The sequence below is a fragment of the Sphingobacterium spiritivorum ATCC 33861 genome, from assembly GCF_000143765.1.
Taxonomy (GTDB): Bacteria; Bacteroidota; Bacteroidia; order Sphingobacteriales; family Sphingobacteriaceae; genus Sphingobacterium; species Sphingobacterium spiritivorum.
Window position 1 is genome coordinate 242,296 of sequence record NZ_GL379773.1, and the last position, 18,584, is coordinate 260,879.

General features: G+C 40.8%; 10 protein-coding genes. All 10 read right to left on the reverse strand.

Annotated features, from left to right (window positions below; translation table 11 throughout):
- Window positions 1-3,015, reverse strand: coding sequence for a SusC/RagA family TonB-linked outer membrane protein (locus HMPREF0766_RS17260; protein ID WP_003000061.1), 3,015 nt, complete (start codon window positions 3,013-3,015; stop codon window positions 1-3).
- A gap of 320 nt (window positions 3,016-3,335) precedes the next feature.
- Window positions 3,336-3,989 (reverse strand): N-acetylmuramoyl-L-alanine amidase, encoded by a 654-nt coding sequence (locus HMPREF0766_RS17265; protein WP_037460789.1) that lies wholly within the window; start codon window positions 3,987-3,989, stop codon window positions 3,336-3,338.
- A gap of 46 nt (window positions 3,990-4,035) precedes the next feature.
- A complete protein-coding gene (locus HMPREF0766_RS17270) occupies window positions 4,036-5,622 on the reverse strand; it encodes a SusD/RagB family nutrient-binding outer membrane lipoprotein (RefSeq protein WP_003000067.1) in 1,587 nt (528 codons plus the stop codon).
- A gap of 8 nt (window positions 5,623-5,630) precedes the next feature.
- On the reverse strand, window positions 5,631-8,678 hold the full coding sequence (locus HMPREF0766_RS17275; RefSeq protein ID WP_003000069.1) for a SusC/RagA family TonB-linked outer membrane protein: 3,048 nt from the start codon (window positions 8,676-8,678) through the stop codon (window positions 5,631-5,633).
- 283 nt (window positions 8,679-8,961) lie between these two features.
- Complete coding sequence (locus HMPREF0766_RS17280) at window positions 8,962-9,987, reverse strand: phosphodiester glycosidase family protein (protein ID WP_037460731.1); 1,026 nt, start codon at window positions 9,985-9,987, stop codon at window positions 8,962-8,964.
- An 11-nt stretch (window positions 9,988-9,998) separates the two neighbouring features.
- Window positions 9,999-10,808 carry a DUF4397 domain-containing protein gene (locus HMPREF0766_RS17285; RefSeq protein ID WP_248676772.1) on the reverse strand — a complete coding sequence of 270 codons (810 nt, stop codon included), beginning with the start codon at window positions 10,806-10,808 and terminating at the stop codon, window positions 9,999-10,001.
- A 13-nt stretch (window positions 10,809-10,821) separates the two neighbouring features.
- On the reverse strand, window positions 10,822-12,381 hold the full coding sequence (locus tag HMPREF0766_RS17290; protein ID WP_003000077.1) for a SusD/RagB family nutrient-binding outer membrane lipoprotein: 1,560 nt from the start codon (window positions 12,379-12,381) through the stop codon (window positions 10,822-10,824).
- Window positions 12,382-12,385: 4 nt separating this feature from the next.
- Entirely contained in the window at window positions 12,386-15,466 is a 3,081-nt protein-coding gene (locus tag HMPREF0766_RS17295; protein WP_003000080.1) for a SusC/RagA family TonB-linked outer membrane protein, read from the reverse strand.
- A gap of 276 nt (window positions 15,467-15,742) precedes the next feature.
- On the reverse strand, window positions 15,743-17,272 hold the full coding sequence (locus HMPREF0766_RS17300; protein WP_003000082.1) for a glycoside hydrolase family 10-like protein: 1,530 nt from the start codon (window positions 17,270-17,272) through the stop codon (window positions 15,743-15,745).
- A gap of 150 nt (window positions 17,273-17,422) precedes the next feature.
- Complete coding sequence (gene nagA / locus HMPREF0766_RS17305) at window positions 17,423-18,547, reverse strand: N-acetylglucosamine-6-phosphate deacetylase (protein WP_003000085.1); 1,125 nt, start codon at window positions 18,545-18,547, stop codon at window positions 17,423-17,425.
- Window positions 18,548-18,584 lie beyond the last annotated feature (37 nt).

Below are 18,584 nucleotides of genomic sequence, written 5' to 3' on the forward strand. Positions count from 1 at the left end.
TTATAAAGAAATATTAAAACCAAAAGAGTAGGATTTAGGCAATGGAATAGCTCCATTGTCTACCCCCATCGTGCTGGCTCCGGAGCCACCTGCATTTGGACCCGCACTGTTTACCTCCGGATCTCCTCCGGAATAATTGGTAATGACAAACGGATTCTGTGCAGACAGTTCCAGACTCAGGTTATTTACACCCAATCGTTTGGACCATATCTTTGGTAATGCATAGCTTAATGTGATATAACGCACACGAGCCCAGTTCACTTTTTCAACAAAGTTGGTTCCTACCTGATAGTAGTTGTTTGCAAAGTAACTGTAATCCATCACGACGGATTTCTCATTCTTGACATACGTTCCGTCATTTTGCTGTACAACACCATTGAACACAAACTCTTTATCTCTCCATTCTCCGATATCATATGCTGTACCTACAGACATCATACGTTGACGGCTGGCATTCAGAATATCTCCTCCGAATCTGAAATCCCACAGAAAAGAAAGGCTGATATCTTTATACCGAAACTTGTTCATCCAGCCGATATTAAATTCTGGTTCGCGGTTACCGATATACTTTTCTTTAGAATCAATAATCGGATAACCATCTGCATTTACAACGACATACCCTTCATCTGTTCTTTTATAATCAGTACCCACAATGCCCAACACAGCATCATTAAGCGTCGTCGCGGCTGTACCGGCAGTAAGCTGTGCATTGGTGTATTTGAATGTCACGATATCTCCCGCAAATTCTAACATTTTCGAAGTATTACGCCATGCGTTTAGTGTTGATGACCATGTAAAATCATCTTTCTTAATTGGCGTTCCGCTAAGTGAGGCTTCGATTCCACGATTACGCAGTGAACCTGCATTGAAAGTCATAATAACATATCCTGAAGGCAGAGGCACACGTGGAGTCATAATCATATCAATGCTCTTACGCTCATAGTAGGTCAAATCCAGATTCAGGCGGTTTTTAAACAAACTTAATTCTGATCCGATCTCAAATTCACTGGTTTTCTCCGGTCTCAGATCCGGATTACCTCCTGTAGCACTGGTCACGAATCCACCTCCCTGTGTCTGTGCCTGTACCAGATTGGTATTGGTACGGTAAATAGGAGCATCCTTACCTACTTTGGCATAACTCACACGTACTTTACCAAACCAGGAATCATGATCAAACAGTTCGCTATAGCTAAAACTACCGGAGTAGGATGGCGAATAGAATGAACGTGCATTTTTAGGTAAAGTGGAAGACCAGTCATTACGTCCGGTTACCCCAACAGAAACGATGTTTTTGTATTCCAGTTTGAAATCTCCATAGATTGCGTAGCGCTGACGTCTTGACCATGTATCTGTAAGGCTAAGGTTTTCACGCTCCACGACATTCGGAGAGAAGATATCCTTTACGAGCAGACTTTCACCCATATAACCAACGCCTTTACTATCAAAGTAATCACTTGTCCCTCCCAAGATCAACGTTGCACGGAAGTCATTATAGAATTTACGGTCAAATGTGGCATTGAATATCGATGTTGTATACTTTGTATTCGTGTTGGATTCTGAAACCCGGCCATCAAAATAAGTTCCCGGAGTTCCCGGCGTGGTGATAATACGGTACTTGGATGCTGTAAAATCCTGTCCCAGCTGATACGAAAGTCTCACCCAGTCTGCAACTTTGTAATCAATTCTTCCATTGACCACAAAACGTTCTACATCGTTGTTTCGCGGATTACGCATAACACCCCACATAGGTGAGATCATTGCATTACGTCCATCATCCTCTGCCTCAATATACGAATACAAGGGCTCTCCATTGGGTTTCTGATACGAAAGAATATCGTATCTGAGCGGATAAGTCAGAATACTATTGATCCATCCTCCTGAGTTTACTCCTCCAAGACCTTCCTGAATATTGTTTTTGATGTAATTTGCAGAAGTTGTCAGTTCCAGTTTTGAACTTAATTTAGCTGTTCCTTTTAACAGGAAGTTGATTTTCTCCTGCTCTGTATTAGGCACCATAGATCCTGCATTGCGGTATCCTCCGGACATGTAGTAATTTAATTTCTCACTACCTCCATTGACATTCAGGTTGACATCATGCGTTACAGCCGTTTGAAAGAAACGATCTATATTATTGTACACAGTCTCATCATATCTGAATTTTCGACCCCATGAACTTCCTGAGGTTTCATCATACACTCCTCCTGTTCCGGTAGTATAAATACCTTGCTGACGAGGTGTACGTCCCATGGTCTCGACAAATGCTTTGTACGATCCATTGATCTGCATTGCTCCGGCTTTACCTTTTTTAGTTGTAATAATGATTGCGCCGGAAGCGGCATCAATACCATACAATGCTGCTGCAGCCGCTCCTTTTAATATGGAGATATCCTCAATATCAGCAGGATTAAAGTCCGCAATCCGGTTGACCGTTCCATTAGCAGAAGAATTACTCACACGGATACCATCCACGATCATCAGGGGCTGGTTGTCCCCTGTAAGTGTACTCGATCCCCGAAGAATAATTTCTGTAGGTAGTCCCGGAGAACCTCCGGAAGATGAGATCTGCGCTCCTGCGATCTGCCCTTGTAATGCATTCAGGACATTCGATTGGTTGGCATCCCGGAGATCTTCTCCTTTTACAGTCTGTACGGAATAGGTAAGGCTCTTTTTATTACGCTCAATTCCCATTGCTGTGACCACTACCTCGTCCAGACCTTTCATGTCGGGCGACAAAGCAATGTCTATAGTAGAAGATTCGCCGACCACGCGTGTGGCGGCCAACATCCCTATGTAACTAAAAGAAAGAGTCTGCCCTTTAGCAGCCTTGATCTTATACTTACCATCTGCATCGGTCACTGCTCCTACAGCAGTACCTACGACTTTAATTGAAGCGCCCAAAATAGGTTTTCCATCCTCCTGCGATGTGACTAAACCAGAAATTGTTAGCTCCTGAGCAGTTACCACATCCAAAAGGCACACTAGCATTGCCAGCAGCAATAGTAGATGTTTTCTCATAGTGAAAAAATTAGTTTATTCTTTAGTAGTTGTTAAATTGGTTTTGCGTTTTCATGTCGGTTAATTGGCAAAACGTGATAAAAATAATAAAGATTTTGAGTTTAGAAAACAATACCATCAATTAAAATCGGCCGGAACCTACAAAAATAGTATATAACAAGTTTTTAAACAGCAATCACGCATAATTTAAAATGCGCACAAAACCGCATTAACGTGTTTAAAATCTTATTATTTGAATCAAAAAAGGAAAGAAGAGAAAACAAAAAAAGTGTCATTCAGACACTTTCAGGTAATTTTTATGTTACAGTAACAGTTTAAGCTTAAAAGGAAAGTTTTCTAAGGGTTGTATTTTTCAATCCTGAACGCAGTCTTTTCATAAAATCCAGACCAGGATCTGATTTTCCGGTGATATAATTTGGATCCGTTTCTTTCCACCATTTAGTTTTCTTAAACTGCTTGTACTCCAGATGCCCAATGACGAGTTCAATAGGATATTTCTCCGACAACAGATCAATAAGCTGTGTATTAGCTTTGAGCTGTGCATCTGTTAACGGATTTTTCTCACTTCCGATATTTTCGATACCAATGGCACAATAATTAAGACCTATCGTATGTCTGGCAAATACGGTATCCGGCAAGAACTGATAGATCGTACCATCCCTGTCAATGACATACTGAGAAGAAACATTGAGTTTACTGGCTTTGGTAAGCTCGGGCCTGCCTGGTAACTGCACAGGATTGAAAGCATTGAATGTAGATTTTACGCTGTTATTTGCGGTCCAGTGAACGACCACGATCTGAGGTTTTATAACAGCTTTTTTCTGATCTAACCCATGTCGGACTTTCAGGTATTCCAGCGATAATTGTTCACGCTCAGCATTCCATGTTATTGGTTTTTGAATGATTTTTAAATCTTGCGCCTTAACACATAGGCAACCCATAATCAGATATATGGTCAGTACTATATTTTTCATATTCGATTCTAATATACAAAAAGCCTGTCTAATGACAGGCTTTTTATTATTCCGCAACATTAAACCACAAAGGCGTAGTAAGTCGATATTTCTCTGAATTATCTCCCACATTATCCGGATTGCGATTTTGCTCATTACTCTCATAAACCATTGCCTGAATCCATTGATTAGGATTACCCGCTTCAAATATGGTTGTATTCAAGTTAGCTGGTCTTTTCAAACTTGGTCCGTATATCGTCGAAGCATAATCCATACGGCGCATATCAACCCATGTCTCAGGATTGAGACACAATGAAATATATTTTTGTCGAAGGATATGACTCAAACCTCCATTTAAAGAGCTGAAATGTGTACTTAATCCATCAGCTTGTTGAGCTGTCCAATACGCATTAATTCCCTCTTGTGTTACTCCGAGTTTGCGCATATTGGATTTTACACCTTCTTCATATGCAATTAATGCACCAGCAGCATCTCCTGATCTTAGCTTCGCCTCTGCTTCTATAAACTTGACTTCAGAGTAGGTTATAAAACCAAAAGGAGACACCGTTTTAGTATAATAACCACTCTTGCTAAATCTACCATAATCATCAGGAGCGGTTTTTGTAGCATCTCCGGGATTACCATTTGCGAGAGTCCCTTGACCATTTGCAATAAAAGCTCCTGCAGCAGGCCCTCTGTACTTTCCGTCAGATGCCGCTCCAACCATAATTTTACTTATACGTGGATCTTCATAACTTGTATTTGTGACAGGAAAAGAAGTCAACATATTTATAAAAAACTGAGACCAGGAGAAATAACGGGGATTTGCAACACTTTCAAAACCACCCCAACTTGACCATGGATTTTCATCGATTAATAAGCCTCCTGCCAAATATGGAAATTCAGCATCCATTCCATCTCCATTGAAACCATTCTGACATGCTTCAATAATTTTTGCGGAATTATAGATGCCACTTTTCTTTGACAAATGGTTCATATAGCGAGCTTTCAATGACCAAGCAAATCTCTTCCATTTCTCTACATCACCTTGGTAAAGTAAATCACCTTTCTTCGCGTTAATACTACGCTGGGATGCTGTAGAGCTAAATGCTTCAATAGCCTCATCCAACAATTTTTGGATACGCTCATAAACAGTCTTCTGATCATTAAATTTAGGTTCCAAAACCAATTGATCTTTTCCCGTATAATAATCATCTACAACGATATTACCATATTGACTAGTTAAAAGGCCGAAATTAAGTGCCAATAATGTCTTTCCAACTCCTACAAGATGAGGATTACCTTCTTCAGTTGCCAGATTAATAATATCTACACAGTTTGGCATCGTATTGACATACGCATTCTGCCACAAAAAGTATCCCGAAGTAAAGCGCCAATTGCTTGCTGCATATCCTCCTGAATTAATCGTCTGGAGTCCGGTATATTGCATCACTGCTGCAATTTCCCTGGTTCCTCTCCATTGTGCTGCTCCGCTAGAAGTTGTAATTGCTCCGGCAACACGACTTGCAGCCTCAACTTTTGATGGATTATTAGGATCTTCATTAACATCCAGATACTTTGTACAGGAAGTTATTGAAACACTTAGTGTAACCATTAAATATATGCCGTAATTTTTAAATTTTCTTTTCATCATCGATCGCGTTAAAAAGTTAGTTTCAAACCAAAATCAAATCCTCTTGTTGCTGGAACACCTAAATTATCAAATCCAAAAGAGCCGGATCCACCAACACCAGCACCGCTTCCGGAAACTTCCGGATCAACACCTGAATAATCCGTAAATAACAATAAATTTCGGCCGGTTAAGGTAAATTGTAAATTAGATAACCTCAAGCTTTTAACCACATTTGAAGGCAAGCTATAAGTCAGACTGGCGTATCTTAACCGCACCCAAGATCCGTCTTCTACAAAGTTAGACCCTCTCGCTGCGTAGTATGTTTGGTAAAAATCCTGATCCAGATTAATAGATTTGGTATTCGCAGCTCCTGTTTTCTCAACAATCCCTTGCAAAACTGTAGTTCCACGATCTGCTGTTAATGGACTAAGCCCCTGACGTACCAACATATAAGATGTTGCATTAAATACATCTCCTCCTTTTCTTATATCCCACATAAAGGACATTCCCCAGTTCTTATACTTAAATGTGTTTGTGATTCCACCTATCCAATCCGGATTTCTATCTCCAATTTGAGACATAGTAGAAACAACCTGAGGTAAGCCTGCTTCTGTCAGCAACAACTGTCCATCTGCATTCGTTTTCCAGGTTTGTCCATTGATTCCGAAAAGAGTGCCATTCAAAAACGCGGCTCCCTGTGCAATTGAATTAGCAATCCAAGAGTCAGAAATTTCAACTCTGTCCAATTTTCCAGGCAGATCTTTTACGGTTGCCTTATTAGCACTAAAATTCACATCTATACTCCAGTTAAAATCCTGCTTTCTAACAGCCTGAAAGTTCAGAATAGCTTCGTATCCCTTATTTTCAATAGATCCACCGTTCAAATAGGCAAGAAAAGAACCTGAAGAAGGAGGAGTTCTTGTTCCAAGAATCTGATCGTCTGTCAGCGTCTTATACCAGGTTAGATCTAACCCAATACGATTGTTCCAGAATCTCAAATCTGCCCCTACTTCATAAGAATTTGTAAATTCAGGTTTCAGATTTGGATTCCCAAAATAGTCTGTAATATTTGTAATAAAGCCTCTTGGATTAATAGTAAAATCATTGATATATGTCCCCAAGGTTGTTTGCAATACGTGAGATGGCGCATCTTTTCCGACCTGAGCCCACGCCCCTCTCAACTTTGCAAATGACAAAAAACCTGTTGGCTGATCTCCATTTAATTCCTTGATTAAATCAGTTACTAGAACAGAAGTACTGATTGAAGGATAGAAAAAGCTATTTTCAGCTTTTGGCAATGTGGAAGACCAATCGTTTCTTCCTCTGAAATTCAAATAAACTATGTTTTTCCAATCCAAATTCAGATCTCCGAAAACTCCTACAATTCGCCGGCGCGAAATCCCTTTTGAAACGGTTCTATCACTTGCAAGGGTATTATTAATACCAATAAAATCCGGATCAATAAAATTCCTTGCAGTAGATGTCACAGTCTTTCTGTAAGTCGCCTCAACATTATGACCTAATGTAAAATTTATATTAAAGTCATTAAATGATTTTTTAGCATTCGCTAAAAAAGTTGAAGTCGTTACCTGATTCGTTGTGGCAGCTTCCGCTAAATATCCGGTAAGACCTGTTTGAGAACTTGGACTTGTCACACTCTGGAAATTTTCCCCATAGTAATCCGTTCCAATTCTATAAGTAATATTCAACCATGATAAAGGATCATATACCACTTCACCAATTCCGATAACTCTGTTAATATCATTAAAAACAGGCTTTCTGTTGATTGTCCAGTAGGGATTATCAAATGCAGATTCAGAATTCTCACTTAATACCTTTTGTGTATTATCGGGATTCAGATAATCTGTCATATCGACATTTCTTGGCCAGAACAATGCTCCCATTATGCCACTCTGGCTACCTTGAGAAAAATAAGTGCGATCAGTCTTAACATAATTAACATTAGCCCCTATCTTCAAATTATCCTTAATTTTATGATCTGCATTAACCCTAAAAGACTTCCTATTAAACTCTGTGTTTTTAGCTATTCCTCCTTGATCAAATAATGATGCTGATGCATAGAACGTTGACCTATCCGTTCCGCCACTTACAGACAAATCATGATTTTGAGTGAAAGCTGTTTTGAAAAAAGCAGGGATATTATCATAGACGTTCTCACCTTCGTTAAATTTCGGGCCCCAAGACAGATAAGAACCTGCACTAAATACACCTTTTTCGCCTTGCTTATATAACGACTGCAATTCAGGGAACTTATTTGCTTTATCAAAAGAAAACGTATTAGAGTAAGTAATACCACCCTGACCACTCACACCTCTTTTAGTTGTAATAACCACAGCACCACTCGCTGCTCTTATTCCATATAAAGCTGCAGCAGCAGGTCCTTTCAGAACAGTTACGCTCTGAATATCCTCGGGATTAATATCAATGGCTCTGTTGGAGGCTGGTGTTATACCCGCAGCTAAACCGCCCTGAGAAACCGGGGTAGTATTATCTACCGGAATACCATCCACAACAAATAGAGGTTGATTATTTCCACTTAAAGAAGTTCCCCCACGGATCATAATATTTGCTGAAGCCCCGGGAGATCCTCCTGAATTGGTTACTTGAACTCCCGCAACTTTACCTTGAAGAGCATTAACTACGTTGGTTTGATTCGACTCTGTGATTTGTTTCGGAGATACACTTTGTAATGCAAAACCCAAACTCTTTACTTCCTGTTTGACCCCCATCGCCGTTACCACTACTTCTTCAAGAGCTTCTTCCGAACCGGACATAGACACAGAGACCGTATTTGAAGCCCCCACTGCTTGCTGGACTTCTTTGGATCCTACAGAACGGAAGATCAGTACATCGCCGGGACTTGCCTGGATTGTAAAGCTACCATCCGGATCCGTTTTTGTGGTTACAGACTTTCCTTTGACAAGAACAGTCACACTGGACAACGGCGCCCCGTCTGCGGAATTGGTAACTTTCCCGGAGATCGTTTTCTGCTGCGCCATCAAATTGACTGAAATAAGCATCAGCCAAAAGAATAATAAGAGTAATTTTCTCTTCATGTTTGACAGTTTGTTTATGATTTATAAATAAGTTTAGATAATAAGCATGTAATATGGTCTGGTCAGTATAACAGGACATTGTCCTTTACAATTTTAGCAATTTATTTTCTAAAATTGCAGTATTTTGCTTCTTTTATTTAAATTCAAGATAAAATAACACTAATAAACACCAAACAGAACCATAAGATCCGCAATAAAACGCAAAAACAGGAATGTAGCAGCATATTTCAACAAAAAAAAGCGGGCAGATATTCTGCCCGCTTCTTTATTAACTCCAAAATTATTACGGTCTCAGCACAAATCCGATCCCATTTGCTGTTGCAGACCCGGTTTTATTAACGGGTTTATTCAGCATATCCCAACGCGGGCCTTTTGCGTCTTCCTGTCTCTTAACCACAGCAGAGAAATTACCTCCATTTGTAAAAAAAGCCCTGCTGGATCCCAAGGTTTTCATAACTAGCCCAAGATCATTCAGTGTGATTCCTGAAGAAAAGGCGTCATCTCCGCCATCCACTACCACACAGATAACTTTTTTGTCTGCATTAATTCCTATCGCAGTACGCGCTGATACTGTAGCATTCGTAGATGTTATCAGATTATTGTTAAAGACAAGCCAGTTTGTTCCGGATACTAAATGATAAATAGTATTCAGATCAACCGGTTCAGCAGGATAAGTTGCAGCCGGTCTGTTTCCGATAAAGGGTACTCCGGCCTTTGTAACGGCAAAATACGGAATAGTAAACGCTGTTGTAGTAGTGGTATTTGTTTTGATCTGCCTTCCGTATCGGATATAGGATCCGGATGGTGCATTAATCGTTGTTCCGGAAGTCAATACAGCATCTCCGTTGATAGCAACCATCATCTTACCACCTGATCCCGACTCATTATACTTAGCCATTTCAGGTAAAATCTGCGTAGCATAAAGCACCTCGTTAAACGGACCGAGTGCCTGAGCGGTAAGTTTAGGTTTGGACAAATCTATTTCCAGAACATGCATACTCACAGGCCGATTCAACCTGTTGAGGTAACGGATGTGTGTATGAACGATTCCGTCTGCAACAGTTGTAGTCGAATCCAGACGAAATGTCTTGATAATATCGGTATTTGAAATAATACTTTGAGTCAATGCACCGATTTGATTATCAGGAGGAATGGTATCTTTTTCCACTACAACTTCCTTTTTCTCAAATACCGGCCAGTCATCCCGTTGTTTACAGGATGTAAATGCTGAAACGATAAACATAGAAGTCACAACAAACTTCAACGAATGTTCAACGCTCAATGACAAAAATTTTAAACTTGATTTCATAGCGTGGTCATTTATCGTATGTTAAAAAATGAAAGATAAGGCTTCATTGCGGTACTCGTCTGTCCATTATAGCCTAATGCAAATGCAGTATAGGTTCGCTGATTGACTATAGTACCTGCATTGCCATAAAAAGCAATAACGGTCGCATTGGTCACTGCTGCCCCTGCAGGTCTGACTTTCCAGGTTCTGGAGACGCTTCTGTTCAGTACAAAGTATTCACTCATCTCCATAAATTTAATATTACTAGCCACCAATGAGTCCTGAGTAGCAACCTGGCCCGCTGCTGTAGTAGAGAAAAACCCATAATACAGATCTACTGCCGGCACATTAGGCATTAGGTTTACAAACCGGTAGCGCGCATATAACGAGTCCGGCACAGAGAAATCTTCTTCTGTGAGAAGCGATTTGGTATTTGCTGCAGTATCTGCCAGATGGAGTGTATAACGTTTACCTGCTGTTAACATAATATTTGTTTCATAAAGAATCAGCGAATCTGTACCATCATCCTTCTTCTTCGGGAGACCCAGTTTGACATTTACATTGCCGGCTTTGATTCTTAGAAAATCCGCTCTTGAATCTCCTCTTGTATTCCATCCCCCACCCGGATACGGTTCACGAGCACGAATAAGGGGCGTCACACGCTGATCATTAAATTTGACATACATGTATCTGTCATCCGGATACACACTTGCCATATTAATCTTGACAATAGCATCATCATTGGTCATAAACTCCAGATTTCCGTAATCCTTGACCGACTTCTCGCAGCCGAATAACGATACGAGACCAAGCATGCATATAATTAGTTTTATTGATTTCATAACTTCAAAAATTTCAATCCGTAGATTTTGAAAACCATAATTCTTTTGTGACATAATCAGGCTCTAAACCGCCCCATTTAGCCAATTCATCTGCATTCCATACATATTCTGAATTGTAGCGGGGGCGCACCCGGTATCCGTATTTCTTATAGACCAATGTAGAGGGATCGATTTGTTGGTATTGTCTGAAAACAGTTGCATCATAATGATATTTTCTCAGGTCACACCATTGTTCCAGTGATCCCCATCCCCATTGCGCAATATACTTTTGCCCCATAATATCGGTTATGGTCAGTTCTGCTGCAGTCTGTGCGACCTCTGTACTTGCCAGATATAGCCCAATTTCAGTTGCTGTAATTTCTTTTTCTCCGGAAGCTTCCGCTACAGCATATCGGCTTACAAACGACATATGTGCGGTTATCCCGTTTCTATACGCAGCAAACGCGCCGTCCCGATCACCTTTTATCAGCATCGCTTCTGCTTTGGCAAACTGCAGTTGTGAATACGTCATTAATGGAAAGTCTACTGTATTCTTAAATATAAATTTACCCCCGGTACCTACAACAGACGGAACAGTCGAATTAGAAATATTGGGTGTACCTCCAATAAATGTACTATCCGGCAGTCTAAAGTTCAGCATTCTTGACAATCTGGGATCCAGAGAAGTCTTCGCTGCCTCTTCAAAATCTCCTCTGACACCTCCTGTTAAATACCGTAAAATCGGCAAGCCCGCTTTACTGTAATACGTAGAGTTGAGATATCCGCCATCTGTCCCAAAGATATTTGATGTTTCCGGTGATTTCCCGCCAAACTTTACTCCGGCGTCATCCGCCGCAGAAGTGAAGGAAAGATCTGCATAACGGATTACAGAATCAGCATACTGAGAAGCAAACTCCGGTTTGTTAACCAGATGACTGTATTGCAAAGCCAAAATTCCATATACAAACTTTTTCCAGCGATCCATATTCCCTCTGTACAGGTTATCACCGGATGCAGAATTCAGATTAGCAGAATAATTAAGCGGACTTTTCAGCGTCATATAATACAGCGAAGAATCACACCACTGACGCACTTTAGCATACACTTCAGGCTGATCCTGATATTTGAATTTTAATAAATCATTGCGCAAAGCTTCATCCAGAATTACAGGACCATGATAATCTGTCAGCATCTGATAACCCCATGCTTTGATCGCATAGCCAATTGCAGCATACTCGTATTTCTCATTTTTGATAGCATCTTCGAGCATCACCCTCAGATTGTGCCCATGATTATAATAGACCATTCGCCACATCACACCTCCTACATCACTTACACCGCCAATATATCCGTGCCTTTCCCATACCAGGGAGTTAAAATCGGAACTACCTCCCACAATCCCTTGCGTAAACTTGTTTATAATACGTGCATCCTGCGAATAACCATTAGCCATCTGATAGACAATCGGCGCCAGCAGCAATTCAGCTTTTGCATCCTGTGGAAATGACGGGTTATCATTAATGTCCAGATATTTTTTACAACTGGTCAGTAAGCCCACTATGAGCACTACCAGCAATATTTTTGTGCTTTTCATAAAATTATAATTTTAACCGCAATCCTAAGTTAAATCCACGGGGCTTAGCCATATTACCATAGTCAATACCGTAACCACCTATACCTCCCACACCCGGTGTATTCAGGTTACTTTCCGGATCCAGTCCGGTATAGTTTGTAAATAACAACAGATCTGTCCCGGTAAAGAATACACTCATACTTGTATTTTTACCGATTCTGCTGGTAAGACTTTTCGGCAATTCATAAGCCAGAGAGATATCCCGTAAACGGAAAGTATAGATGTCCCGCTCGATAAACATAGACGGTTCGACATTTGTAAAGTAATAGTTGGAATTATAAAACGGAGTAACAGCAATATTATTAATTGTCGGATTAGCAGATTCCTCTAGGCCATCCTGCAGGACACCCTGAATAACGCGAGGCTGTTCACGGTTAAGTGTTTTCGCTGAAACACCCAGATTAAACATCCGGTTTTCTAAACCATTAAACACATCACCTCCTACCCGCAGATCCCAAAGGAAGGATAAGGAGATACTTTTATATCTGAACTTATTAATCGTACCCAATGTGAAATCAGGTATACGGTCGCCGATAGGATAATAAACACCATCTCCTGTCACAGGAAGTCCTGTAGCTGTATTGATCAGCACATCTCCATTCGCATTCCTCTTGAATCTCGTACCACTCAATGCTCCTATACTATAACCCGGATGTACTGAAGTACGCAATCCGGAAAGCACCCAGGTATCAGATTCATATAATTCGGGTAACTCTTCGGCCAGCGAAAGTACTTTCCCTCTGTTTTTAGTAAAATTGAACGTAACATCCCAATTGAAATCACGCTTCTCAACAGGTCTGACCATTGTCTGAATCTCTATTCCGTGATTTTTAACCTCTCCGCCATTCAGCATCTTCAGAATATAACCTGTTCCATAACTGAGACGTGGCAGAATAATCTGATCCGAACTTAAACGGGTATAATAAGTAAAATCAAATGAAACACGTTTTTTAAACAACGAGAACTCGATTCCTGTCTCAAAGTCTCTTGTACGTTCTACTTTCAGATCCAGATTACCGCCATTAACACCATATGCAAAACCTCCTCCGGTAGAATATTGTCCTTCAAAAGAAGATTTAGTGTAATAGGTACGCCAAGGTTCTTTTCCAGTGAGTGACACTGAAGATCTCAACTTTCCTTCATCCACAAAAGGGAACATGTCGTGGAATCCTTTAATATCGGAGAAGTTAAAAGCTATAGATCCGGAAGGGTAACCAAAGAACGGATTATTCGGCATTAGCCGTGAACTGCCATCCAGGCGTCCTGACAATGTAAGGTACAATATCGTTTTGTACCCAAGTACTGCCTGCCCGAAAAAGCCAACATTCCGGTAATTATTAATGGTGCTTTTGGATAATCTTGTTTCCGGCAGAGTATTGTTTATACTGTAAAAATCCGGATCAAAGAATTTTTTGCCATACTGTGCATTGGTCACATAATTATAATCATTAAAGGAGGCGCCCAATACGCCCTGCAATGAGAAATCATCAAACTTGTGACTCGACCTTGCCGTCAATGATCCCGTCAGGATGCGTGAAGTTCTGTCATATACACTTATCTGCCCTCCGGTAGGATCGCCTTCTGACCCCGAACCTAAGTAGGACTGATTATGATAAACACTCTCGCCATGTGTAAAAGAATAGTCTAAGCCCAGAATACCATTAACAGACAACCATTTAGAGGGTCTGTACATAATATTGGAATTAGCCATCATACGATTCACCTTATCGAAAGAAGTATTTCTGTAAACATCCCAGAACGGGTTGTCAAATTCGCTGTATATAGTACCGGAGTGCAGGACACGATTCCCTTTTTCATCTATCCACTGACGTACATCTGCCATAGGATTGAATCGTAATAAAGTAACCATATACCCATCTGCACCTTTTCTGGCTTTATCATTATCCGAATTGGTATAGCTGAAAGAGGTATTAATATTTAGTTTCTCGCCAAACTTTGCGGTGGCTGCAAGTCTGGATGAAATACGGGTATAACGTGTATTCGGTGTGATACCGGTATTATCATTGTATTCATTAGACCATCTGTAGGTAAATGCTTCATTTCCTCCTTCAAAAGAAAGATTATGTTTCTGATTATATCCTGTTCTGAAAAAGCTTCTGATATTATCATACAATTGGACCCCTTCTTTGTATTTAGGTCCCAATGAATATGGTGAAGTCCCGTCATATAATCCATTAGTACCTTTTGAATATATGTTCTGTACTTCAGGAAATTTATTAACAGTCTCCATACGTCCCGAAAAGTTGTATGTTACAGCTGTTCTGCCGGCTTTTGCTTTCTTTGTAGTGATCAATATCGCTCCGGAGGCTCCCTGACTACCAAACAAAGCCGTTGCCTCAGGGCCTTTCATGATCGTGTACGATTCAATATCTTCCGGATTCAGGTCCATTCCGCGATTGGAGTAATCCAACGCTCTGTTTGCAGAACCCGATGCCAAATCATTTTCATTAAGTGTCGAATTATCAATAGGAACTCCATCCACAACAATCAGTGCACTGTTGTCTCCGGACACAGACACAAACCCGCGAAGTACAATTTGTGCGGAAGCTCCGGGCGCACCACTGGTCGAATTGATGGACAATCCCGGAACACGCCCCTGCAGACCATTAAAAAAGGCCTCACGCTGTGTTTCAGAAACTTCATCACCACTCACGACAGGAGTTGAATAGCCTAAAGATTTTTTACTTCTGTCAATACCATAGGCCGTGACCACCACTTCATCAATCGATGAGGATGAGCTCGATAAAGTTACGTTGAGATTGGTTTTGCTGCCTACAGCTTGTTCTACAGTATTCATGCCGACGTAGCGATAGATAAGAGTAGCGCGGGGAGACACCGTAATTTTATAATTACCACTTCCATCGGTAATTACCTGGTTACTTTTGCCCTTTTCCATAACAGTAACCCCCTGTAACGATTTTCCATCATCGTCAGTTACTTTACCGGTTACTGTCTGTTGCTGCGCAAAGAGTATAGCGCAATTCCAAACAACCCCCAGCATTAATAGGAGAAATTTTATTTTCATGATTCAAAATTAGGTTAGTTTCAATAGGTTAAGTCCGATCAGATTAATGACCTGGTCAATAATTCTGAAAAAACAGAGAGGTAGCTGTCTACTTTTTGTTTATAAAATTTGGTTCTTCTTAGGTTAATAATCTCTACCGAAGATAACACATTTATGCATGATATTTCGAAATATATTTAAAAATAAACACAAAAAAGGGTTTGAATATTATTTCAAACCCTTTTTTTCAATAAAACATAATGCATTCACGTAACAAGACGCAAGAATACGCAAATCCTATTTTACCCTATACACCCCCATTTCTCCTTCATTTTCTAATGGGTCTATAGCTTTTACAATGACCATTTTTAGTTTTTTGCCGTTTTCTTCACGCGCAAACTCCTTACTCAGTATAGAAGGTACTACAATCTCATATTTCCACTCCCCTCCGTAGTTAGTATACACCAGCCACTTACTTACCTGCTCTTTTCGAGGATGCGACCATTTGACAAAGACGCTCTGTTTATGCGTATCGCCGCTTACAAATGGAGCGGAGAGATAGAAAGAAGTTAGCCAGGGTGTTCTCGGTGCAAGTGCCTCCGTACGGTAAGGTCCGTCAGCAACCGCTCTGGTCATAGCCGCATTTTTAGTCAGCCCGGCAATACTCCAGTGAATGGCACCTATACTATTAGGAATTTCCTTACGCGTCACCTCTATCTGACGGACAATCTCATTTGAATAATCTGCAGATCGTCTTCCAACCGTGTTAATACCGGGCCACACATGACGACCTAATGTATTCTCACTCTGCCACCATCTCAATAGAGTCGTAAAGCTTTGTTTAGCCGGTTCAATTGGCCAGTATAATTGCGGAGCGAAATAATCGATCCAACCTTTATTTAACCATAGCTTGGCATCAGCATACAACTGATCATACTGACTTGAGCCCTGTATTCCGGCAGGATACCCCGGTTTCCAGATACCAAAAGGACTGATTCCGAATTTTACATGATTTTTTTCAGCTTTGATTTCCTTATAGATACGCTCAATAAATGTATTTACACTATTTCTTCTCCAGTCCGCACGGGTAAGTTTACCTCCGGATTTGACATAAGCATTCCAGCTTTCCGTATCCGGAAAATCCTGCCCTCCGTTATATTCTGCATATGGATAGAAATAGTCATCAAAGTGAACACCATCTATATTATATCGTTTTACAATATCTAATACGACACGTGAAGCATGATCCTGAGTAGATTTTTTAGAAGGATCAAACCAGTAATAGCCTTGTTTCAGCTTCAGTACAGATTCAGGCATTCGCTTTACCATAGATGCTTCCGTGACCACACCGCTTGCGCTGTGATGTGCACGATAAGGGTTTAACCAGACATGAAGTTCCAGCCCCCTTTTATGTGCCTCTTCAACCCAGAATTCCAGGGGATCATAGTAGGGGTACGGAGCTTTACCCTGTTGTCCTGTCAGAAATACAGACCAGGGTTCATATTCACTTTTGTATAATGCATCAGCAGCAGGTCTGACCTGAAAGATAACCGCATTAAAGCGATTTGACTTTAAGAAATCCAGTAAGGATATGGCTTCCTGCTTCTGTTCCTCTGTGGAGAGGTTATTTTTACTTGGCCAGTTTATATTAGCAACAGATGCGACCCAGGCCGCCCTGAATTCACGTGGTACCTGTGGCAAATCCACCTTAAGCTCTTCTTCCTTTTCCTTTGCTTTGGTTTGCGGTTTTTCTATTTGCGGAGTGACCGCCGGTACAGAATCCACCTGCACAACAACGGAAGGAGCTACCAACACTTGATTTTTCATTCTTTTCCTGGAAGAACATCCGCTCATACCAACAAAAATAAAACTCAATACTATAACGTAAAATAACTGTCTATTCATAAATCGTAAAATAAACGACAAAACTACACTTTTAAGATTAAACGAAAAATTAATCACTGCTATTGCCGTTTTCTAGCCTTTAATGTCGATCAGTTCTCCTTCAAAAACCACCTGCTGTAATCCGAACGCATCATCAAACACAATTATATTGGCTGTCGCCCCTGCTTCGATCCTTCCCAGATCTGTACGTCCGATGAGATTCGCCGGATACAAAGTCGCCATACGCAAAGCCTCTTCCAGAGGAATATCAACCTGTAATACTGCATTCTTTACAGCCTGCAACATCGTCAGCGCAGAACCGGATAATGTCCCGTCCGGCAACACATAGTGATCTACATTCAGGATATGTTTATAGATTCCTTTATCACATCTGGCGACAGCATCTGTAATCATAAACAAACGTTCTCCCATTTGTCTTTTAGCCACTTTTGCAGCTTCATAATTCACATGAATACCATCCAGAATGATACTAGCACATGCTCGCTGATGATTGAAAACAGCACCAGGCAGACCTGTTTCACGATGATGGAAAGCCGACATCGCATTGAAAAGATGTGTTGCCGTCTGTATACCACTATCAAATCCCGCTGTAGCCTCTTCAAAAGTCGCATTACTATGCCCTGCACTCAACAGAATACCTCTCTCCAGCAAAAGAGACAGACAATCAGCATCCAGTAATTCGGGGGCCACAGTCATCATTTTAACCAGCGCCTTATGGTCATCATTCAATAAATGTGTGATCTCTTCTGCCGTAGCTTTTATGATCAGCTCTTCAGGATGTGCGCCTCTTTTTTTTGCGTTCAGGAAAGGTCCCTCCAGATGGAGCCCCAAAGCTACACGGGGCACATATTTATTAACAACAGCGATAGCCGTTTTGAATACACCGATCGTATTAGTAGCAAGACACAAGAGGTAGGAGGTACATCCTTGTTTCAAAAGCGTATCCTCAATCTTAGCCAGCGAATCACTGGTCAACTCTGCGGAAAACAGCTGATCACCGGCTCCGTAGATCTGAAGATCAATCAGCCCCGCACTCACCAGTCCTCCGTTTGCATCTATAACCTTTGCTCCAGCCGGGAGTTGATCTGAAGGAATAATAGAAGAAACCTTATCATTTTCCAATACGATGATACGGTCAGATAATATTTCGGTACCTGTAAAGATACGCCCGTTTACAATTACAGTTTTTGTATGCATGATGCCTGAATTTTGAGAGATATAAAGATAAGGATTG

Bases quoted from the DNA above. Each gene is read 5' to 3' on its own strand.
- nagA (WP_003000085.1), bottom strand. From the start codon at position 18,547: ATGCATACAAAAACTGTAATTGTAAACGGGCGTATCTTTACAGGTACC.
- HMPREF0766_RS17285 (WP_248676772.1), bottom strand. From the start codon at position 10,808: ATGAAATCAATAAAACTAATTATATGCATGCTTGGTCTCGTATCGTTA.
- HMPREF0766_RS17260 (WP_003000061.1), bottom strand. From the start codon at position 3,015: ATGAGAAAACATCTACTATTGCTGCTGGCAATGCTAGTGTGCCTTTTG.
- HMPREF0766_RS17300 (WP_003000082.1), bottom strand. From the start codon at position 17,272: ATGAAAAATCAAGTGTTGGTAGCTCCTTCCGTTGTTGTGCAGGTGGAT.
- HMPREF0766_RS17295 (WP_003000080.1), bottom strand. From the start codon at position 15,466: ATGAAAATAAAATTTCTCCTATTAATGCTGGGGGTTGTTTGGAATTGC.
- HMPREF0766_RS17280 (WP_037460731.1), bottom strand. From the start codon at position 9,987: ATGAAATCAAGTTTAAAATTTTTGTCATTGAGCGTTGAACATTCGTTG.
- HMPREF0766_RS17270 (WP_003000067.1), bottom strand. From the start codon at position 5,622: ATGATGAAAAGAAAATTTAAAAATTACGGCATATATTTAATGGTTACA.
- HMPREF0766_RS17275 (WP_003000069.1), bottom strand. From the start codon at position 8,678: ATGAAGAGAAAATTACTCTTATTATTCTTTTGGCTGATGCTTATTTCA.
- HMPREF0766_RS17265 (WP_037460789.1), bottom strand. From the start codon at position 3,989: ATGAAAAATATAGTACTGACCATATATCTGATTATGGGTTGCCTATGT.
- HMPREF0766_RS17290 (WP_003000077.1), bottom strand. From the start codon at position 12,381: ATGAAAAGCACAAAAATATTGCTGGTAGTGCTCATAGTGGGCTTACTG.